We start from the raw sequence: 22,627 nt of genomic DNA on the forward strand, positions 1-22,627 counted from the left end.
CATTCACTTACCCCAGTCACATAGTTATCTATGCTCCCGGGGATGCGCTCCCTTGCCGCCGCAATGCAACTTGAAATCTATTGGGTATATACCCTTCATCTTTCAAGCTGCTGCTTTGTTGGCTGCACGCATTCACCCCGGTCACAAAGTTCGCTATGCTCCCGGGGATTCGCTCCCTTGCCGTCTCGATCCATCTTGAAATCTATTGGGTATATATCTGAGAACTCTCGTAACCCAAATGACATATCCTTTTCTTATTCATTGGTAATAAAACCCAATTTCTCCTGTTCGCTAGCAGCTTGCGCCAGAACCCATTGACGAAATGCCGCTATTTTCCCTAACTCAGCCTGACTATCATGACAAACAAGGTAAAATGCATTCTTACTCACTAACACATCATTAAATGGGCAAACTAAACGTCCGGCATCAATTTCAGTCTGAGCCATGACATTATTTGCCAATGCAACCCCTTGTCCATGAACAGCCGCCTGGATCACCATTGCGCTATGGCTAAAGATCGGCCCTTGCTGAACATTTATCTGCTGCTGCATATCAAGTTGACGTATATAAGCCTGCCAATCACGACGAGAAGAATCGTGCAACAATGTATGACGTGCCAAATCTGCTGGCGTTTTCAAAGGATTCCCCCCTGTCAATAGCGAAGGAGAGCAAACAGGGAGCAAATATTCCGCATAAAGACGATCCGTTCGCAATCCTGGCCAGTTTCCACGACCATAAAATATAGCAACATCTACATCATCCGCGAGCTTATCTTCTTCCCTGTCCACCGCTTGTATCCTGACATCAATTCCTGGATAAGCTAAATTAAAGCCAGACAACCTTGGAACTAACCACTGAATAGCAAAGCTGGGTGAAAGACTGACTGTCAAAGCCCCTTTCGCACTCCGAGCCTGAAGTTTACGCGTTGCTTCATTTATCGACGTGAAAATTTCTTTAATATCTAAGTAATAGCTTTGTCCCTCTTCAGTTAACAACAATGATCGGTTGCGACGACGAAACAGCTTTAGCCCCAGGAAATCCTCTAAACTTTTCATCTGATGGCTAACTGCGGCCTGCGTCACAAATAACTCCTCAGCCGCCTTAGTAAAACTCAAATGGCGCGCCGCCGCATCAAAAACCCGCAACGCATTAAGTGGTGGTAAACGTTTGGACATGTGGGCCCTTATTCAATATTGGTGATACCGGTAACTCTTTATATTTAGTTATTAGTTTTTGTAATCCGAACCATTATAAATTGTCCATTGAGGATACACCAGTAAATCCCTATAGTGGCGCCACTTCCCAAGCCGGAACGAAAAGTGAATTAGCAGTAACGCTATGAAACTTTTGGCTTTGTGGTTGTGATGTTGTGTTTGCAAGTTGTCTGGGACACCAGACTATGTAGCTTAAGCTACTGTTTTTTTTCACTTCCTGTACATTTACCCTGTCTGTCCATAGTGATTTTTTAATGCACCGCAGTTGCGGTGCTTTTTTTTGGCATAATTACTAGAACGTGGCACTATTATTTAATATTTAACGTAACAACCTATCCACTTACTAATCACTATCACCAACAGAATAGCCTGATAAACAACAACGAAATCAACTATGAAAAAGTTCGAACCAGAACAATTCCGCCAGCAATTTCCAGCCCTACAACAACAAACCGTATTTTTGGACAGTGCCGCAACTGCACTCAAACCACAGGCCATGATTAAAGCAACGCTGGATTATTATCAGTGCAGTAGTACTACCGTACATCGCAGCCAACATCACACTGCACTGGAAGCCACATCCCGCTATGAAAATGCTCGGCAACAGGTTGCTGAACTCATCAATGCCCCAAAACCTGAGAATATTATCTGGACAAAAGGAACAACAGAATCCCTCAATCTAGTTGTTCAGAATTATTTCCGTACTTATCTCCAACCTGGCGATGAAATTATAGTTAGTGAGCAGGAACACCATTCCAATCTGATCCCTTGGTTAATGCTGGCAAAGCAAGTTGGCGCCAGGGTTATTAAATGGCCGTTAGGCAACAGCAAATTGCCAGATATAAATATCTTGCCTGAGCTTCTGAACCAACACAGTCGAGTGATAGCAATTAGCCAAATGTCCAACGTAACGGGAGGAGCAGTCGATTTAGCTGCAATAACAAAAATAGCACGCCAGTATGGTTGCCTGATTGTGGTTGATGGCGCACAAGGTGTTGTCCACAATCCTGTTGATGTTCAACAATCAGATATTGATTTCTATGCATTTTCGGCTCATAAGCTCTATGGACCGAATGGCGTTGGCGTACTTTATGGTAAAAGTGAGCTACTTGAAACCATGTCTCCCTGGCAAGGCGGCGGTAAAATGCTTACCCAGGCATCATTCAGTGGTTTTACACCGGAAGCTGTACCATTCAGATTTGAGGCGGGTACACCAAATGTTGCAGGTGTCATTGGTTTTTCTGCCACACTGGAATGGCTGAAAAATATTGATATTGCCAAAGCTGAAACCCACGCTGTCACTCTCACTGACTATGCCGAAGAACAACTTTCCGCTCTACCCGGATTTATCAGTTATCGTATTGCCGGTTCCAGCTTATTGGCTTTTAATTTTGCTGGTATTCATCACAGTGATTTGGCGACCATTCTGGCAGAACAAAATATTGCCTTACGCTCTGGTCAGCACTGTGCTCAACCACTGCTCAAGACTCTAGGTATCAGTGGCTGTTTACGGGCATCCTTTATGCCTTATAACAATCAGCAAGATGCCGATTCTTTAATTCAAGCGGTAAAATTCGGTCTTTCTCTACTACAAGATGAATGATATATGACACACTCCACTGAAGCCTTGACCGCACCACATCCATTTGGTCAAGAAATTAGCCAACAACAGTTAATCGAAACCTTTAATCAATGCCACCAATGGGAAGAACGTTATCGCCAGTTAATCTTACTGGCAAAGAAACTACCAACACTGCCTGACAATTTGAAACAACAGAATATCGAAATGTCAGGCTGTGAAAACCGAGTTTGGTTAGGACACCAATTACTGCCAGATGGTAATTTACACTTTTACGGTGACAGCGAAGGCCGCATTGTAAAAGGTCTTCTAGCAGTAATACTGACCGCCGTAGAAGGAAAAACACCGAAACAAGTTTCGGAAACTAACTTACTGGCGTTGTTCTACCAGCTTAGACTAGAGCAACAGTTAAGTGGTTCACGGTTGAACGGCGTGAAATCGCTGATTCATACTGTGCAAAACATCGCAAGACATTACACCAAGGGCTAAAGCTCACCCAAGCGTTGAGCTTTAGCCACCATCTTTTTCAATGCATGGGAAACCGCAACAAACCCAAATGTTGCCGTGACCATCGTCGCGGCACCAAAACCGGAAGCACAATCCATGCGTTTAGTCCCTTCGGCTGTACTTTTAGCGGCACAAACAGAACCATCGCTTTGCGGATACACCAATTGCTCAGTTGAAAACACACAATCAATTCCCAATTTGCCTTTACTATTCTTCACAATGTGATAATCAGATTTCAGCCGTTCCCGCAACTTAGCTGCTAATGGATCCTGAATAGTTTTCGCTAAATCAACAACCTGAATCTGTGTAGGATCGAGTTGCCCGCCAGCTCCACCTGTTGTCACTAACGGAATTTTATGGCGACGGCAATAAGCCAATAAAGCTGCTTTTGGCCTGACACTATCGATAGCATCAACCACATAACTGAACCCAGCAGACATAATTTCCTCAACATTATCTGGCGTGAGGAAATCATCAATACACGTCACTTTACACTCAGGGTTAATTGCCAGAATACGTTCTGCAATCACTGCCGTTTTAGGTTGCCCAATATGTTGCTTTAAAGCATGTAATTGGCGGTTGGTATTCGTAATGCATACATCATCCATATCAATCAGGGTGATCGCACCTATTCCGGTACGAGCCAAAGCCTCGGCGGCCCAGGAACCCACACCACCGATGCCTACGACGCAAATATGGGAATGAAAAAATAAAGAAAGCGCTTTTTGGCCATATAAACGGGCAGTACCCGCAAAACGTTGCATGTACGCATCAGAAAGGGAAGCTTGTATCACTGAATATCAATCCTGAAAACCTGTTATAAAATCCATAGAAAGCATTACTGATTTACCATCAGCATAGCCGGTTGCTCTTTTTTCAGCACCCAAACCCGACCATAGTGGTTATAAAACCCTGCCATCATACCAGCATCACGACCAATACCATGATAGATATCGAAGTGATGACCTTTTATTGCACCACCGACATCTAATGCAATCATCAGGCGCATCTGGTACTGACCGGTAAATTTACCCTGTTTATCCAACAAAGGTACTTCTGCCAACAATGTTGTTCCTGGTGGAATAAGCGTTTTGTCTGAAGCTACAGAAGCTTTTGCAATCAGAGGAACAGCACTCGCTCCCCGCACCGGGGCATAAACCTCAGGTTTAAAGAAAACAAACGAAGGGTTCTGCTCCAGTAGCTTACGGACTTCCGCCTCACTATGAGATTCAATCCATCTGCGAATCGTCAGGATAGATATATCTTCCTGCGCGATTTCTCCGCGTTCAATCAATATCTTACCAATACTGCGGTAAGCCCGCCCATTTTTACCTGCATAACCCAAAAAGGTCAGCGGCCCGCCATCACCAAAATCAACATAGCCACTGCCTTGTACTTCCATAAGATAATTATCAATCAGTGAACGACTGTAACCAATAACCAGATTAGAGCTGAGGGCACCATTATATATCTCAGCCCGGCTTGGTAAGCGGTATCGACTTTTAGGCGGCATACGATACAACGGATATTTAAATTCACCTTGTTTAACACGGCGAGCTTGTAATATCGGCGTATAGTAACCCGTGAACTGAACATTACCGTAATTATCCACACCTTCCATCTGATAAGCATGCAAATTAAACAGATTCAATTTACTGGTTTCACCACCAGCTAACATCCAGTTCTGAACAGCATCAAAGGTTGAGCTATTATCCTTATACAAACGCGGGGCAGACTGACTAATAAGCGCAGCCTGCTCTGAAAAATCTTTAGCATTAACCGGCCTATCCTGAGCATTGGGTTGATTCACCGGCAATAAATCCTCAGTAATATGACCATCTTTATATTGTTGGCCCTGATCTGTTGGACGAGAATGACATCCAACCAGCAGTGAAATCATAGCCCCACACAGAAGATACTTATTCCAAAGTCTCATTATTGCTCTCTCTCACCAACATGCTCCGCGGCAAACAATACCAAACCAACAAAAATAATGAAACTTACCATAAAAAAATAACGTAACGAGACAACGGCACAAACGAACAAAAATACGCCAATACGCAGAGTAACTAATCAAAAACGTAACGAAACAAACAATAATTAATAAAAAAACTTGCAACGGATCTCATCCTGAGTATAGTGCCCGCATCGGACGCGGGGTGGAGCAGCTTGGTAGCTCGTCGGGCTCATAACCCGAAGGTCGTCGGTTCAAATCCGGCCCCCGCAACCAACACTATGAAATAGTTAGCTATTTGCGAATAAGAACCTATTCCGGCAAGCCCTATCCATGCAGGAAGACAGAATAGGTTATAACGGACGCGGGATGGAGCAGCTTGGTAGCTCGTCGGGCTCATAACCCGAAGGTCGTCGGTTCAAATCCGGCTCCCGCAACCAATTCTTCGCAACTCAGAATACTAAAACGGACGCGGGGTGGAGCAGCTTGGTAGCTCGTCGGGCTCATAACCCGAAGGTCGTCGGTTCAAATCCGGCCCCCGCAACCAATTCTCTGTGCATTTCAGCATACAAATCCCAAAAACAATTCCTCGATGCTTTTATCTCCATCATGTCTGCGTTCAGTTTAAATGGCGGATATTTCACCGCCTAACTAAATCACCACCATTCCTGAAATAAGCTTTGATACCCGCAAAAATTGACTCAGCTACCTGTTGCTGGAAACACGCAGTTTTCAGTTTTCGTTCCTCTTCCAGGTTACTAATAAACGCAGTCTCCACCAGAATAGATGGGATATCCGGGGCTTTAAGTACCGCGAACCCTGCCTGATCTACCCGGTTTTTATGCAATTTATTCACTTTGCCCATGCGCCTGAGCACTTCACTGCCAAATTTAAGGCTGTCGTTGATTGTCGCGGTCTGTAGCAAATCAAACATAGTATGATCCAGATACTTATCGCCGCTTTTACTTACCCCTCCAATCTGGTCAGCCTCGTTTTGAGTCTGGGCTAAAAAACGTGCAGTATTACTGGTCGCACCTTTAGTAGAAAGTGCAAAAACCGAAGAGCCGCGTGCCGCCCGGTTAGTAAAGGCATCAGCGTGAATAGAAACGAACAAATCAGCCCTCATCTTACGTGCCTTTGCCACCCGAACTTTTAGCGGAATAAACACGTCTTCATTACGGGTCATATAAACTTTCATATTCGGCTCACGCTGAATAATACTTTTCAATCGACGGGCAATTTGCAGAACAACGTCTTTTTCTCGGGTTTTATATTTACCGATAGCGCCGGGATCTTCCCCTCCATGCCCGGGATCAAGCATGATAACAATCGGCCTATCCTTACCTGCTTTGCCTGGTTTTGGTGTTTTTGCCGGTAAGTCCTCGGCCAAATTACCTTTATTGTACTCCTCAAGCAGAGCAAGTAGCGGATCATCATCAGTATTAGCACCCACTGCCGGATAAAGATCCAATACCAGACGATGCTTAAATTCTGCCACTGGTTTCAACGTAAACATGTGTGGGCTGACCGGTTGTTTAACTTCAAACACCAAACGAACAGTTTTAGGATCAAATTGCCCTTCTCTAACCAATTTAAGATAAGGATCACGGGATTGGATCTGCTCTCCCATCCCTTTTAAGGTGTGATTTAACTGCACACCCTCAAGATCAACAACAATTCTGTTTGGATTTGTCAGCGTAAACTGGCGATATTTGAGTGGAATATTAGACTCAAGCGTTACACGGGTATAACTGGATGCAGGCCAAATACGTACAGCAATAATTTTTGATGACGATGCGTAACCCACGTGGCTGACACTAAGCAACCACATTGCCGCGGCTCCCTGCAACAAGCGGCGCCGTGACAGATTATGATCCGAATGACTCATCTACTATTTTATTCCATTCATAAAATACAAATATTCAGGGTAATATTTACCAAAGAAAACAACTGAGTGAAAAACTCTAACCAATCAACATTATGCTGTCATCAGCAAAAGACATTTTATATTCTGCAAATTATTAACGTCCACATCTATATCGCAATGTTTTTGTCTTAATTGCCTCTTGCCATTCCGCCCCAAAAGGAATAAAAATACATAAATTTCGAATAAAAATTCAATTGAGAGCCTGTTATGAAAGAACGAAGCACCGAATTAGTTGAGGGATTTCGCCACTCGGTTCCATACATCAATGCACACCGTGGCAAGACTTTTATTATTATGCTTAGTGGGGAGGCAATTGCTCATGAGAACTTCCCGAACATCATTAACGACATCGGATTACTGCATAGCCTAGGCATCCGTCTGGTTGTCGTTTATGGGGCCAGACCACAAATCGAACAAAATATTGCAGACCATCATTATGAACCGGCTTATCACAAACACACCCGTGTTACTGATAACAAAACATTGGAATTAGTCAAGCAATCTGCTGGCTTAGTGCAATTGGATATCACCGCTCGCCTTTCCATGAGCCTGAATAATACTCCATTACAAGGGGCGAATATTAATGTTGTCAGCGGTAACTTTATTATAGCTCAACCTCTGGGCGTTGATGATGGTGTCGATTATTGCCACAGCGGCAGAATTCGTCGCATTGATGAGAACGCAATTAACCTCCAGCTAGACCACGGCGCAATAGTGCTGATTGGCCCTGTTGCGGTTTCTGTCACTGGTGAGAGTTTTAATCTATCATCGGAAGAAATTGCTACCCAGTTGGCTATCAAACTACAGGCTGAAAAACTGATTGGTTTCTGCTCTTCTCAAGGTGTACAAGATAGAGATGGAAAAATTCTGTCCGAAATTTTTCTTAATCAAGCACAGGAATACATTGAAGAATTGGCAACACAAGATGATTACTATTCAAATACAACCCGTTTTTTACGCAGTGCCGTGAAAGCTTGTCGTGGTGGTGTTCGTCGTAGCCACTTATTAAGTTATCAGGCAGATGGTGCTCTGGTTCAGGAATTATTCTCCCGTGATGGTATTGGCACCCAAATAGTCATGGAAAGTGCGGAACAAATACGCAGGGCTAATATTAATGATATTGGTGGCATTCTCGAACTTATCCGCCCACTGGAACAACAAGGGATTTTGGTTCGCCGTTCAAGAGAACAACTTGAGAGAGAAATTGATAAATTCACCATTATCGAACGCGACAACCTGACTATCGCCTGTGCTGCACTTTACCCCTATCCTGATGAAAAAATCGGTGAAATGGCTTGCTTAGCCGTTCATCCCAAATATCGAAGTTCTTTAAGAGGTGAAGCTCTATTAAATCGCATCTCAGAGCATGCTCAGCAATTTGGACTAGAAAAACTTTTCGTCCTGACTACCCGCAGTATCCATTGGTTTCAGGAACGGGGTTTTGAACCTGCAGAAATCTCCATGCTACCGATTCAGAAACAAGCGCTATACAACTACCAGCGCCGTTCAAAAATCCTTATGTTGAATTTGGAACCACAGCAATAAACTGACTCGTGCCGAAAGTCTTACATTGCCCTTGACGCGTCAGCAATGATATTAAACCTACGGCACAGACCTATCCATTCAATGGCCCCTGACAACCTGCATTTAAGATGTTTCTTGCTAATCCACCTGCCGGCTAAGACGTTCAGCCAACCCGCTACGCCTTTGAGTTGGAGTTTGAATGGCCTGACGCAATACCGCATCATGTGTATAAAGCGTTAGCTTCTTTCTAGCCCTGGTCATCGCTGTATAGACCAGTTCTCGGCTAACAACTGGTGCAAACTGCGTTGGCAGTACCAGAGCCGTATGTTCAAACTCTGATCCCTGCGATTTGTGTACGGTCATCACATACGCTGTTTCATGCTGTGGCAAACGACTTGGTTGAATACCTTTAATCTGTCCATCAGGTAGTTGAAAATAAGCACGTAGTTCATTATTTTCATCCCTGAGCATAATACCGATATCACCATTAAACAGGCCAAGTGTGCTGTCATTACGGGAGATCATAATTGGTCGGCCTGCATAACCACGACTGAAAATCCCCATAGGACGACGAATAAGCCCCTGACGATGTAATAACTGTTCTATACGTTCATTGAGTCCACTAACACCAAATGGCCCTTCTCTAAGTGCACACAACAGGCGATAGCGGTTAAATTCATCCAAAATTTCTTTGACAGGTGCTTGCTTTGCTACTAGTTGCAAATAAGCGCGATAACTTAATACCGTTTCAGTCAGTAACCGCTGATAATCTTCATCGTCAAATAATGGGTAAAAACAGATATCATTTAATGGCTGTTGCAGGATAGAGAGAGCTTGCCGACTCTTTCCCTGATTAACTGCCGCAGCAAGTTGACCTATCCCTGAATCGACATCAAAACGATAACTTCTGCGCAAAAGGCACAAACGATCACGAACTTCCGGGATATTCTCCTGCTCGCCCGCTGTTAACTGGCATCCAGTTAATCGGCTTAGCTGCTCCGCCCTCACAGCGCTATATCCCATCTCAACAAAACGGCATACATCTCCCAATACAGCCCCTGCCTCCACTGACGCCAATTGATCACGATCACCAAGCAAAACAATTTTTGCATATGACGGTAACGCATCAACCAATCTAGCCATCATGGGCAAATCCACCATTGAAGCTTCATCTATCACCAATACATCCAAACTCAATGGGTTATCTCGGTCATAACGTAACTGCTGACTATCCGGCTGAGCCCCTAATAAGCGGTGAATTGTCTGGGCCTGATCTGGCATAGATTCAAACTGTTTCTCCGTCAGAGAAAGCTTTCTGACCGCACTGTTTAGAGATTCTGTCAATCTGGCAGCAGCCTTTCCCGTCGGAGCAGCCAGTCGGATCACCAGATTTTTGTCAGGATTAAGTTTGATTAAGGCCGCCAATAACTTAGCAACGGTTGTTGTTTTCCCTGTTCCCGGCCCACCAGAGATAACCGAAACCCTGCTAGTTACCGCTACTGCAGCAGCCACCTTCTGCCAATCCATTGTTTCATCAGATGACGTAAATAATTCGTCAAGAATAGCTCTCAATGACTTTTCTTGAATATTATCAGTTGATTGATGACTGGCAGAAAAAAAAGCGGCAACCTGGCACTCACTTTGCCACATCCTTTGTAAATAAAGTCGGTTATGCGAAAGAACAACAGGCGTTGGCTGAAAACCATCACTAACAGCAGTACAATCCTCCAATGCTTCGCGCAAGATCTGCTCATCAGGTTTCCCTGCAACCTGCCATAACTGTTCTGCAAACTCACGCTGCCGCCCATCAAAAAAATACTCAGGCATTATTCGGCTAACAGGTAGGCAAACATGCCCAGCACCAGCTTCAGCACTTAATAGTGCCATTACCAACAACAGAGCAGGATTTTCATCCCCAATCAATGCATGAGCGAACTGTAAATCCAACGAACGCAGGAGCCTGAGATCTACTGCCTGTTGTAATAACGAAATCATCAATTTTTCTCTTTCTCAGGTTGTTCATTACCACTGAACAGCAGATCCAAAGCATTAACAAACTCGGCTGATGGCCGACAACTGAAAATACCATTTCCCGGTTGTTGCTTATCAATTCCTCTCAGGAACAAATAAATCACTCCGCCAAAATGTTGCTGGTAATCATAACTGACCAGCCGATGACGCAAGTAACGATGCAGTGCTAGTGTATAAAGCTGATATTGCAGATCATAGCGATGCTCAATCATAGCGGTTTCCATCGCTTCATGGGTATACGCCTGGCTACCATTTCCCAACCAGTTTGATTTGTAATCCAATACATAGAACCGATTTTGCCAGCAGAAGACTAAATCGATAAACCCTTTCAGCATCCCTTTCACTTGCTGAAACTCCAGTTGGGGACAACGGGCAGAAACGGGGTCATAGCGACGCATTACCGCATCTAGCTCCTGAGATCGCAAAAGTTGTTCAACAGGCAAATAAAACTGCATTTCATCCTGTTGGTGATGAGGCGATATTTCTGAAAGCCGCATACCTTCATTATTCAAAGGAGTTGTAAAAATATCTACCATCCACCACTGTAATATCTCACTCCAATGTTCATCAAACCCCGCTGATTTCAGTCGTTCAGCCAGCCATTTTTCATCAGGTAATTGGCTGAAGTTGAGTCCTTCCAATATCGAGTGCAAAAAAGTACCGGCAGAAGCTCCCCGTGGAAACGTATGTGGCGTCATTTCATGTTGTTCTGCTATTTGCTTTTCACCATTAGCGTCAACATCCAACTTTGGTGAAATAGATTGAACAATCACATCAATAGGTTCCTCGCCAGCAAAATAAGAGGAAGCAGTACCGCGATGAACAACGGCGTTTTGTAAACCAGAATAACTGGTGATACGCCAGTCATCCTGAATACTGCGCTTAAACTGCTTTGCCGACAGCCCCAAATCATGTTGGCTTTGTAACTCCCAAGGATGATCACTCATATCATTGATTGATGATACAGCGATTCCATCTCCACTTAACTCTTTAAGGCATGTGGATAAAAAATCAGCATCACCTTTAGCACCATTTTGCAAAAGGTAACCCAGAGCGCACTGATGCAGATCAGTATCCCCAACCTTTTTCTTATTACCTTTTATCAGTGGAGCCACGCCGACGCTGCAATGGTAAACCGAACGCGTCAATGCGACATAAAGCAAACGCAAATCTTCTGCCAATCGTTCTTGCTCTGCCAATTTGATGGTTGCTTCATCAGGGAAAATATCAAGACAAGCATCGAGGCTTGTACGATCATGATATATCGCCTGTTTCTGCATCCTGAAATTACAGGCAAATGGCAACCATACCAGCGGGTACTCCAGACCTTTAGATTTATGGATAGTACAGATTTGTACCAAATGACGATCACTTTCCAGCCGCATCTGCTGGTTTTCTGCTTGTGGATCAGGATGAGATATTTGCTGAGCCAACCAACGAGTGACTGCATGTTCACTATCGAGTTGTAACGATATCTCTTGCAATAGTTCACCAATATGCATCACATCCATTAAACGCCGTTCACCGGCATAACTGGCAAGTAAATTCTCAGCAAGATGATGGTTTGTCATTACTGCCCGTAACATAGGCAGCACCCCACGACGCTGCCACAAACGGAAATAGCCATCAAACTCCTCAACGAGCTGATCCCACGCCTTTTCATCATGATTCAATTTGTCTATCTGCCGGGCAGTCAAACCAAATAAACCACTAGCGAGCGCACTTCTCAAAATCCGTTCTTTTTCTGGTGACAACACAGCTTGCAGTAACCAAAGAATATCCTTTGCTTCTGCGGTATCAAATACACTCTCCCGGTTAGAAAGAAACACAGAAGGAATAGATAACAGATTAAGTGCATCACGGATCAGTATGGCTTCTTTTCTACTACGAACCAGAACCGTGATATCAGCAGCCGTAACAGGACGAACCTTCTCATCTTTATGTAACAGAGCACGCCCTTCACTACCAGCTTGCAACCAATCACGAATTTGTGCCGCACAGAATCGTGACATCGTTTGCTCATAATCTCCGGCAGAAACGCCTTCTCCTGGCTGTAACCAGAAATTCAATGCGGCTTGTTCCTTCGCATCATAGCTAAAAACAAGCCCGCAGTTTTTCTCCGCTGCAGCAACCTCAATAAAGGGAATTTGTTCAAACAAGAAGGGATTTTCTGAACGCATAAACAACTTATTTACTGCCTGTACCATTGACTCAGCAGAACGCCAGTTTGTCTCCAGAGTATAGTGAGCACTTACCTGAGAACGAGCGCGAATATAAGTGAAAATATCGGCGCCACGAAATGCATAAATAGCCTGTTTAGGATCACCGATAAATAACAATCCATTTTCAGGCTGATCGCCATAGATGGTGTGGAAAATTCGATATTGCTGTGGGTCGGTATCCTGAAATTCATCAATCAACGCAACTGGATAGCGCTGACGGATAGTCTGAGCAAGCAAATCACTACCAGGGCCTTTCAAAGCATCATCAAGGCGGGTTAATAAATCACCAAACCCCATCTGACCACGCATTAATTTTTCCTGACGAATTGACTGGCGAACCTCGATAATAGCTTTAGAGATAATCAAATCACGTAAGGTCAGTGGTTGCTGATACAAATTATCTATCGCAACAAAAAGTGAGTGCTCTGGTGCATCACCTTTTTTTGTCTTTTCTACTAATACTGACTGCCGGAATTTCTCCAACTCTTTTGGCAACTGATAATCCTCCGTAGGCTCTTTAGCCCAATCAGTCACTCTGTTCAACCAGTTTGGTAAGTGCTTACTACTGTAACTTCTTTTATCTACACCAGAACCCGCAATTAAATCATGCAACTCTCCAGCGACTTCATTCCATTGACATTTAACTCCACAGATCAACTGTGTAATCTTCTCATGACGGCTTAACAGCGTTTCATCACTGCCTGGTGCATCAACGATATATGGCATATCCCCTTGCAAATAAGGATGTAATTCGGCTAATAGTACTTTCGGGCCACTCCAATCCTGACTGATAACCTGAGCCATTGATAACGGCAACGGATAACAATGGCGCCGCCAGAAATCGGCACAGCCCTGCCTCTCTAATGGATGTTCATCCTGAATCAATGTTTGTTCAAATAAGATCCCGGATTCAAAAGCATTATGTGCCAGCATTCTTTGACAAAAGCCATGAATGGTATAAATCGCAGCCTCATCCATCTGTCGCTCTGCGGTCAGCAACCAGATAGCGGCCTGCTCTTTATCCTCGATTTCATCCAATAGCTGCTGATAGACAGACTCAGTACCTTCTACTTCGTTTCGAATACAATCAAGGCGAAGTGTATGGATGTTTTCACGGATACGCCCACGTAGCTCATCTGTTGCCGCCTCAGTAAATGTCACTACCAAAATTTCTTCCACGCTTAAGGGGCGAGGAAAAGCAGCATTTTTCCCCAACCCAAGTAGAAGACGTAGATATAAAATACCAATAGTGTAAGTTTTACCCGTCCCGGCAGAGGCTTCAATCAGCCGCTGACCATTCAGCGGCAAAGTTAATGCATTAAGCTTGTGGACAGATATCTCTGTACTCACTGACTTCTTGCCTCAACAGGTAACTGTTTCTGAAATTCAGTAACATCATGATAAGTTTTCCAGCCTTTCAGTTTTGCATATCCATCTGAGTTCCCTGATTTACCAATCACTTGTGAAATAAATGACAGCCCCTGATGCTTGATTACCGCGTCACGATAAAAATTAATCAGTTGTTTCTGTGTAGTTTTCTTCAGTATCTCCAGCATTTTATCTCTACTGTCAAAACTAAAGTTATTACGGCTGAAATCACCAGAGAAACGAGCAACTTCGCCATAGAATGTTTGTGGCGGTTGCTGACGTGCATTAATCAATGCATTCTTGTACTGCTCAAAATCAGTTTGGGACATGGTTTCCAGTTTACTACTCGCCTTTTGGTAGAAATCCCGATAGCGCTGATTCAAATATTTTGGTTGCTTGCTATTACTTTGTAGTAGAAAACCCATCCCCCACTGCTCCCCAACACTGATATTGAAAGCAAACACCGCATATCCCAGCTGTTCTGCTGTTCTCAATTGCTCATAGAACCATGGCTTGAGCATATTGCTTAGCAAGCTCGAATAAACATAGCTTTCTATACGGTTATAACCCGTCGGAATATAAATTTCTGCCAGGGCACCATCAGTACTGCTACCAACACGCTGAAAATTAACCCGGTAATTTTTATCAATCACTACCTTATCGCCCCCCCACCAACGATTTCCCTGGTTCGCCAATTGATTATGGGCAGATTCAGCAATTATTTTGCTCTGCTGTTCAGTCAAATTTCCAATTATCATCATCTGTAAAGCAGAATTTTTTATTAATTTATGGCGATACTCAACAATATCCTGAACGGTGATAGTCTCTAATTCTTTCAAACGAACAGACTGTTCAGTGTAAGGCACCACAGAAAGACGTTTCAGCGGCTGCATTGCCATATCATAAGCTTTAGCGTTATTAGAAACCTCTATCTGTTCACGATACCAAGATTTAGCTTGCTCCAGTTGATTCTCAGTTGGCATAAACGCCATGTAATCATTAATTAGAGAGGTTAGAAGTTCTGGAAGATTCTGAGTGTAACCACTTACTCCTAATTGCAGCCCGTCCGCTGAACCAGTAGAAATATTCATGCCTGCAACAGAAGCTTGATAACCAAGTTGATCAAGGGAAAGCCGAGCCAGATAATCAAGTAAAGAGAAAGTTACCTGCTTACGGGCACTATTGAAACTTTCGGCGTTGTGTAAATCAAGAGCAATGCTGGCTTTTGGTTCATCAGCAAAATATTGGCTTGGCATATAGAGCAAGCGAACATTCTGCTGTTCAAGAATCATCGTTGGATGTTTCTGACTTTTATTTGCCTTTATTAACTGCAAATCATCGGGAATATAAGGATTTGGTACAGGCAGAGAAAAGTTCATCTGTTCCCCTAACTGCTGCCATTTCACTCGTTGCTGTGATGTGATCCGATCAACCTGATAAGGTGCCTGAACAAAATAAGCTTGTTTATTATGCGGTTCTTTTGGACTGATATACCAAATACGTGCATTTTCGGGGGTCAATTCATCAAGTCGGCTGGCGATCGCTTTTGGGTTATAGTCATCAGCCAAGTAACCAGCATTGAGTACATTGGAAACAGGAACCCTCAGCATAGCATCCGATAACCATTCGATATAATTCATATTACGAACAATGGAGCCATATCGGAAAGACAGGTTCAAAACCTTTGCGATTTCATCAAAATAACTTTTCTGGATGCCTTTCTGTTTTAACAAATTAATATAAGCAAAAATGGCCGCAACAACCTGATCCCGCTGTTCAAGCCCTTTGTCTGTCAAGGTAACATAAATAAAAAATATACCTTTGTTACGGTCAACCATCGGTTCAGCTCCGGCACTGATACTTTCTACCAGCCCCTGAGTTTGCAACCAGTCTGATAATGTATTCAGACTACGATTACCTATCATATAACCGAGATATTCATCCGTTTTACTGCGGAAATCAGCACTGTTATTGTCAATACTGAACTCCAATTGCAATGCTTTTTGCGGCTGAGCAGGAACATAATGAATGATGATCCCTTTCTCTTTTTCTGTTACTGCTGGAACTGTAATAGCAGGCACACTGGCTTTTCTGTCAGGTATCCGACCAAAAGTATCAACAGCTATCTGAGTCAGTTTATCGATAGGCTGATTGCCGTAAATGACACCTTTCATCAGATTGGCTGAGTAATAGCGTTGATAGAAATCCACCAGCTCTGTTTGTAATTTACTCCCTGGTTTATCTTTCAGTGTTTCCAGATTACCACCTGAAAAGCGCGCATTTGGATGCACAGGATTCAAGGTTTCTGATCGTATTTGGGCAACTCGCATCCCATCACGGGAACGCGCCATTGTCAGCTCTGCATTAACGGCATTTCGTTCCCGATCTGCATTGACTGGGTCAAGCAAAGGTTCTGCCAATGCATCAGCCAGACGATCTGTAGCATTAGCTAACGCTTCATTTTCCACTTCAAGGTAAAAAGCCGTGCGATAAGAGGCAGTGCTGGCATTATAACTACCGCCGTGCTTTTGCAAAAATTCAGATAAACTACCGGACTGTGGATAACGCTGAGATCCCATCAGAACCATATGTTCCAGATAATGAGCAAGCCCTAACTGGCTGTCAGGGTTTTCCATACTACCAACAGGAATCGCTACCGCTGCCAGAGATTTTGTTGCCTTTTCATCAGACACCAGCAAAACCGTCATATTGTTCGCCAATTTTATTCCCTGATACTGACGATGATCATTGTCGCTTTTATAAATTGTTTCTTGCAGTGGCTGCCACTGTTGTGTTTTCGCATAGCTTACTGTTCCCCAAACAAGCAGAAACATCACAGTAATCATGCGGACAAAATATTTATGCATTATCCGATATTCTCCCTATGTATTCTGATATCGCGCTATCGGTAACAAATAACTGAGCGCTTCCTGTTTAACTTTTGCCAAAAATAATTTATCAACTTGTCTGAAAGCTCTCTGAATATAAGGATCATCACCTTCACCTTTGCGTCCTTGATCCCCAAACCATGTTTTCAGTAACTGACCTTCAGCTTTTAACTGAATCTCATCACTGTCATCAATTTCACCCGTTTCTTTATTCATACATGCAGAAAGCCACATCCAACCACTTTTACAAAACAGCGGTAAAGGCACCGATATTCCTCGTTGATAACCTTCAACCAATTGATTCAGATAATCTTTCGCTTGTTCTGAAGCTACAGGAACAAAACGCCATTCGCTGCCGTCACGCCCATAACTACGGCTTTCACCCTGACCACCAGCAAGACAGTAAGCCAGATGTTCAATCCATAATTGCATGCCATCATTTGCTGTCAGACTGGCTGGACGCCACCGTAACAAGCCATCCGGCTGCACCTTATTAATTCGGCCTGTCAGAATGATCTTCCCTAAATCATGATGTAAATCGACAGACAAAGCTTCCATTTGTTGTTCACGAATCTTATCCGCCAAAGGTTGCATCTCTTTCTGCTGCTTCAACCAATAAACCTCACCAAAAGCGCCAAAAGGTAATCCCCCAGCAGCACGAAGGCGATTGAAAAGCAGTTCAGGTGATTGCTGCTCAATCAGCGTGTTCAGCAATAACTGATTAAATTGATAACGTTGAAGGTTATCCAAAACGAAAGGTTCTTCCTCTGGCAATTCCGTTTCTTCAATGACAAAGTTTACTTTCAAACAACGTTGGAAAAAAAACCTAACAGGATGGCGATAAAAGCGACTCAAATCATCAAGCGTAATCTCCTGAATTTGTTCCGCTTCAATAGACTGACAAAATTCGGAATGCGCAGCACCTTGTTCAGATGCTGCCGGCAGCCATTCTGCTGCATAACTTTGCTGATAACTGCCCGGTATAAAATTTCCTGGCGCAAATGGAACACGAGTATGGAGACACAACAGATGTTTTCTTACATTAGCAGCACTTTCATCAACATTTAATTTCTCATTTCCAGGTAAACAGAAACTTTGGCAAACATAATCCAGTAATTCATTAACTAGTACTGAAGGATTACATTCCGTATCATCACGAATGGATTTACCAATGTAACTGATATAGAGGAATTGTTCGGCAGATATCAGAGCTTCAAGGAATAAATAGCGGTCATCATCCCGCCGTTTTCTGTCTCCCCTTTGGCTTTTTTCTGCCATCAAGTCAAACCCAAGCGGTGGAATTGAACGGGGATAAATACCATCATTCATCCCCAATAGACAAACAGCCTTAAAGGGGATAGAACGCATCGGCATCAGAGTACAAAAGTTGACAGATCCAGCGAGAAAACGTTGACTGATTTTTTCATTATCAAATCGGAGCGCCAATTCATCCCTTAACAAAACCAATGGCACGCTTTCCTGATAGCGGGCATTCAATCCATTACCTATGACTTTCTGCCACTGCTGTTCTATCATTGCCAAAACTAATTCAGTTTCACTGCCTGATGCAAAAAATGCTTCCAGCAACTGTTGGCAGACAGGTAACCAATCCTCTAATGTCTGACTCCCACTAAGAATTTTGCGCCAATAGCTCAGTTGCATTAAAAACTCAGCCAATTGACCCGCAAGCTCCGCAGCTAAACCACTAGATTCATCGTAAGGCAACACATCTTTCCAAGGGCCTGACCGACTATCCATTGCATAACCCAATAACATTCTGGTCAGCCCAAAACGCCATGTATGCTGACCTGTTACAGGCAAGGATAACTCTTCCACGTTATCGTCATCCAATCCCCAGCGAATACCTGATTCATCAACCCAACGCCTTAATAAACGCAATCCATCTTCATGAATTCCAAATTTATTTGCCAACGCCGGAACTTCCAGCAATGCTAAAACCTGTTCAGTGGTAAAACGACTTTGAGGTAAATCAAGCAGTGTAATAAATACCTGTAAAATTGAATGTGCCTGACGAGCCTTACGATCAGAAATGGCAAATGGAATATAGCGTTCAGCAGAGGCATTACCAAACACCGCCTGAACATAAGGGGTGTAACTATCAATATCCGCAACCATCACAATAATATCTCTTGGCGTCAGTGATGGATTATCTTCCAGTAATCTTAGAAGCTGATCCTGTAAAACTTCCACTTCGCGCTGAGGACTATGGCAAATATGGAAAGATAAAGAACGATCTAACGGATTAAGCAGCCGTTTTTTCAGGCTATTTTCAAATGTTTCCTTCGTTGAACCAATTTGAGCATGATCTTCCAGATAAAGGAGATCCCTTTGCAACTGATGTAATACATTATCGGGTTCTAATTCAACAAAAGCGTGGACATCTGAACTTTGCTCAAGTTGCGACAATAAATAAAGATTATCACGACCTAATCTCCCCCATGACGCTAACAGAGGATTACTGACATCCTGTTCACCTTCATCATTAAACAATGATTGAGCATTTCCAGGATCTTTAAAATACTCTAGCTCTTGCTCGCTCTTATAGTGACGTGGCTTACGGCTACTCATTTTTGCCAAAAAAGTATAATTCTGAATATCTCCCCAATAATATTTACATGGATTAGTAAACATCAAATGAATATCAATATGCCGTCCCAATGCCTGTAAAGCCTGTAAATAAACAGGCGGTAAAGCCGAAATACCACAGATAAATACCCGTTTTGGTAAACAAGCTGAAAAGTCAGCACTGTTTTCCAGTGTTGAAATAAAACGCTGATATAAGTTAGCACGATGCCATTGCGGTTGTTGCAACTGGTGAGTATATTCCGTCAGTTCCAGCCACAATCTTTTTTGCCACAACTGATTATCACTCAAACCATCAATAAGCTGCCCTTGCTGCCAACTTTCCAACCATTGCGGGCGATAAACAAGATATTGGTCAAACAAGTCAGCAACCCGTCCAGCCAATTGATGAATCTTCCGTTTATCAAAGTCTTGATCAAGGTAATGCCTGAGTGCGACAAATTCTGCTTCTGGCAATAATTGCGGCAATAATGCCATCAATTTCCATGTCATAGCATCTTTACTGAAAGCACTTTCTTTAGGAATATCAGGCAATACTTTAGTAAACATATCCCAGATAAAAGTAGCCGGAAGCGGGAACGAAATATTAGCTGATATGCCTATTCTCTCAGCTAGTTGGATTTGCAGCCACTGTGACATTCCTGGGCTTTGTACCAAAATAACTTCCTGTTCAAACGGATCAGGCAGCGGATTATCCCCGATAAATATTGCTATCAATTCTTTAAGAAGATCTAACTGATTAGAATGATAAACCTTGAACATCAGGACTCCCGTTTGAACAAATCCATCGGCTTGATTTGCTTTGCTGATTATAAGGTGTTGTTACTGTAACTGTAAGCTGATAGCAACCGGATGACTGATAAGTCGTCTGAAATTCAGCATGCCATCCCAGTGGCGGTGTTATTTCGGGTAAAGAACTTTGACCTGCAATTAATTCATATTGTTCCAGGTATTCATAAGATAATTTGTCTGCCTTTGATTGTTGCCAATGTTGCTGAAACCCAAATAATAACGCCTGATGATAACGTATTAGTCCTAATAAAGAGACAGAAAAGACCATAACGGCAACCATAACTTCGGGTAAACTCATTCCTGACTGATGTTCATGAAAAGGAGCCGATTTCATGAACAAAACCCTATATCTACTTCGGGACAAAAATCCAACCAACCACTTTCTACCGGAACAAGAGAATCACTTCCGCCATAAGAGAGTAATTTCATCCATTGATATAATCCAACAGATTGCCCAGATGCCACATCTGCCACACCTTTCAGCAGAAAAAAATTGCTCGATAGCCTTTTCAAACAGCTTGTCAGATAGAACTCACTCTGTTGCTGACAATACCACTCTTCTGTTTTATCACTATGAAGTGGCCATGACTGAGCCATTCCCCATGCTAATGAAGATTCTGCTTGCTGAAAAGCATTTAAATATCTGCGTTCATCAACCATCATGATTAATGCGTTATCCAGATGATAGTGCAAAGCTTTCAGCATCATAAGACTCACAGCCAACAACATTAGTACTGAAATCAGCAATACATTACCTTGCTGAAATTGAAGACAGATATTCGGAGACTGCTCAGCCATGGTACCTATTCCCTGATATTGCGCAAACGTATTACTGCCTGATATTGGTAGTTTATTGATGGATGTTTAAACCAACGTGCAATCAGCATCAATTTAATAAAAACTAAGCCATCGTTTGTTCGTAATTTTTCAATTGTAAATGAATCTATTCCTATTTCATTTGGATCAAATAATCTTTCCCAACCATTTTCCTGGCAGTTACCAGCGCCTCTTTTCCACTCGACAGACTTATTACTAAGACGATAGCCGAAGAATTCTGATTCACTGTGTTCTGGTAGCTCCCATCGGTTATTAATGTTAAGATCATAAGCAATAATCAGGCATGAGTTCTCACTTTCATCACTTTTATTATTGATGAATATCGGATTCCCATCGCAATAATGTTGGCAATATCCAGCGCGACGAATGTCTTTCTCTATAATATGCAATGTTTGTTTAACGAAGTAAGCCAAACGATATCGCTGATATAATTCCATTATTTGTCTGGTGAAAACCGGATAACTTTTGGCAATCGCCATTAAAATAATACTACCAATAGCCATTGCTACAATCACTTCTAATAATGTCATTCCAGTTTGTTTTTTATTTTTCATTATTCCAATATAACACCATTTATTGTATAGGAAAAAACATAATTAACCACAAGCTGGAATACTATTAAACTTATTATTACTACATGCTCTTACCCTACCTCGTGAAGAAAAAATAACAGATATTTCACCAGCGGAATTCGCCAAAGTAAAACTCGCAGGTATCATCGTGTTTCTTATCCCATGAAACGCTATCTGTTCCTTAGTTGCTGAACTTATAACAACATCCTGATAAGGTGATTTTATTCCCTCTATATTCGTCAAATCACAATCAACAGATGCGGTATTAGAAAGTACTATGCACCAATCTTTACCCGTTTTTAACCCTAGTACCACCTCTTTGTTCAGATAGTTTGCTAAAGATTGCTGCCTGGCTATAAATGTCAATATCTTCTGTACTGATTCCTGTAATCTAGTCCTTTCTTGATGATTACTCCATTCTTTTACTCCCCATAAAGAAAATATTGAAACCAAAACAATAACAATCATCAATTCCAATAAAGAAAAACCTAATTGATTATCTATACCATAACTGCCAATTATATTAATATCATTTCCCATTAGTAATTCCTATATCCTTTCGTAAGACATTCTATTTATTTTAAAGACATAATAAAGATACAATTGGA

At 42.6% G+C, this 22,627-nt stretch carries 15 protein-coding genes and 3 tRNA genes; 6 read left to right on the forward strand and 12 right to left on the reverse strand.

The genetic code is table 11. The features are described from left to right. Positions 1–254: 254 nt before the first annotated feature. Positions 255–1,175, reverse strand: coding sequence for a transcriptional regulator GcvA (locus BO26_RS03980; RefSeq protein WP_036769018.1), 921 nt, complete (start codon positions 1,173–1,175; stop codon positions 255–257). Positions 1,176–1,608: 433 nt separating this feature from the next. Here BO26_RS03980 and csdA point away from each other — a divergent pair, with 433 nt between their 5' ends. Together csdA and csdE are read left to right on the forward strand one after the other, a co-directional pair. Then, positions 1,609–2,817 (forward strand): cysteine desulfurase CsdA, encoded by a 1,209-nt coding sequence (csdA, locus tag BO26_RS03985; RefSeq protein ID WP_036769020.1) that lies wholly within the window; start codon positions 1,609–1,611, stop codon positions 2,815–2,817. A 3-nt stretch (positions 2,818–2,820) separates the two neighbouring features. Next, a complete protein-coding gene (gene csdE / locus BO26_RS03990) occupies positions 2,821–3,282 on the forward strand; it encodes a cysteine desulfurase sulfur acceptor subunit CsdE (RefSeq protein WP_036769022.1) in 462 nt (153 codons plus the stop codon). On the opposite strand, the gene tcdA is transcribed toward csdE, so the two are convergent. Then, positions 3,279–4,091 carry a tRNA cyclic N6-threonylcarbamoyladenosine(37) synthase TcdA gene (gene tcdA / locus BO26_RS03995; protein WP_036769129.1) on the reverse strand — a complete coding sequence of 271 codons (813 nt, stop codon included), beginning with the start codon at positions 4,089–4,091 and terminating at the stop codon, positions 3,279–3,281. The two genes, csdE and tcdA, sit on opposite strands and share 4 nt — an antisense overlap. A gap of 47 nt (positions 4,092–4,138) precedes the next feature. Then, positions 4,139–5,236 carry a murein transglycosylase A gene (mltA, locus tag BO26_RS04000; RefSeq protein ID WP_036769024.1) on the reverse strand — a complete coding sequence of 366 codons (1,098 nt, stop codon included), beginning with the start codon at positions 5,234–5,236 and terminating at the stop codon, positions 4,139–4,141. Positions 5,237–5,453: 217 nt separating this feature from the next. Between mltA and BO26_RS04005 the strand changes: the two genes are divergently transcribed. The 3 genes from BO26_RS04005 to BO26_RS04015 all read left to right on the forward strand — a co-directional run bounded on the left by BO26_RS04005 (position 5,454) and on the right by BO26_RS04015 (position 5,801). Next, positions 5,454–5,530 (forward strand) — tRNA-Met (locus tag BO26_RS04005). 87 nt (positions 5,531–5,617) lie between these two features. After that, positions 5,618–5,694: transfer RNA gene (locus tag BO26_RS04010), tRNA-Met, on the forward strand. 30 nt (positions 5,695–5,724) lie between these two features. Continuing rightward, a tRNA-Met gene (locus BO26_RS04015) sits at positions 5,725–5,801 on the forward strand. A gap of 93 nt (positions 5,802–5,894) precedes the next feature. Here the strand turns inward: BO26_RS04015 and amiC are convergent. After that, positions 5,895–7,142: an N-acetylmuramoyl-L-alanine amidase AmiC gene (gene amiC / locus BO26_RS04020; protein WP_036769026.1), complete on the reverse strand. Its 1,248-nt coding sequence runs from the start codon at positions 7,140–7,142 to the stop codon at positions 5,895–5,897. 246 nt (positions 7,143–7,388) lie between these two features. On the opposite strand from amiC, the gene argA reads away from it, so the two are divergent. After that, a complete protein-coding gene (argA, locus tag BO26_RS04025) occupies positions 7,389–8,726 on the forward strand; it encodes an amino-acid N-acetyltransferase (protein WP_036769028.1) in 1,338 nt (445 codons plus the stop codon). A gap of 117 nt (positions 8,727–8,843) precedes the next feature. Here argA and recD read toward each other — a convergent pair whose 3' ends face one another. The 8 genes from recD to BO26_RS04065 are packed head-to-tail and all read right to left on the reverse strand — an operon-like array spanning position 8,844 to position 22,559. Then, the gene (gene recD / locus BO26_RS04030) at positions 8,844–10,700 is read right to left on the reverse strand and encodes an exodeoxyribonuclease V subunit alpha (protein ID WP_036769030.1); all 1,857 of its coding nucleotides are present in this window, start codon (positions 10,698–10,700) and stop codon (positions 8,844–8,846) included. Further along, positions 10,700–14,308 carry an exodeoxyribonuclease V subunit beta gene (recB, locus tag BO26_RS04035; RefSeq protein WP_036769032.1) on the reverse strand — a complete coding sequence of 1,203 codons (3,609 nt, stop codon included), beginning with the start codon at positions 14,306–14,308 and terminating at the stop codon, positions 10,700–10,702. The genes recD and recB overlap by 1 nt, the downstream gene beginning before the upstream one ends. Continuing rightward, positions 14,305–17,193, reverse strand: a complete 2,889-nt coding sequence (ptrA, locus tag BO26_RS04040) for a pitrilysin (RefSeq protein ID WP_036769033.1) — start codon at positions 17,191–17,193, stop codon at positions 14,305–14,307. The genes recB and ptrA overlap by 4 nt, the downstream gene beginning before the upstream one ends. A gap of 15 nt (positions 17,194–17,208) precedes the next feature. Next, positions 17,209–20,580, reverse strand: a complete 3,372-nt coding sequence (gene recC, locus BO26_RS04045) for an exodeoxyribonuclease V subunit gamma (protein ID WP_036769034.1) — start codon at positions 20,578–20,580, stop codon at positions 17,209–17,211. Continuing rightward, complete coding sequence (locus BO26_RS04050) at positions 20,558–20,944, reverse strand: prepilin-type N-terminal cleavage/methylation domain-containing protein (RefSeq protein ID WP_036769035.1); 387 nt, start codon at positions 20,942–20,944, stop codon at positions 20,558–20,560. The genes recC and BO26_RS04050 overlap by 23 nt, the downstream gene beginning before the upstream one ends. Continuing rightward, positions 20,941–21,408, reverse strand: coding sequence for a YgdB family protein (locus BO26_RS04055; protein WP_036769036.1), 468 nt, complete (start codon positions 21,406–21,408; stop codon positions 20,941–20,943). Before BO26_RS04055 ends, BO26_RS04050 begins: the two co-directional genes overlap by 4 nt. A 5-nt stretch (positions 21,409–21,413) precedes the next feature. Beyond that, a complete protein-coding gene (locus tag BO26_RS04060) occupies positions 21,414–22,001 on the reverse strand; it encodes a prepilin peptidase-dependent protein (RefSeq protein WP_036769038.1) in 588 nt (195 codons plus the stop codon). A gap of 42 nt (positions 22,002–22,043) precedes the next feature. Next, positions 22,044–22,559: a prepilin peptidase-dependent protein gene (locus tag BO26_RS04065; RefSeq protein WP_051690866.1), complete on the reverse strand. Its 516-nt coding sequence runs from the start codon at positions 22,557–22,559 to the stop codon at positions 22,044–22,046. Between the last annotated feature and the right edge of the window lie 68 nt (positions 22,560–22,627).

It is taken from the genome of Photorhabdus australis DSM 17609, from assembly GCF_000711895.1.
GTDB classification, from domain to species: Bacteria; Pseudomonadota; Gammaproteobacteria; order Enterobacterales; family Enterobacteriaceae; genus Photorhabdus; species Photorhabdus australis.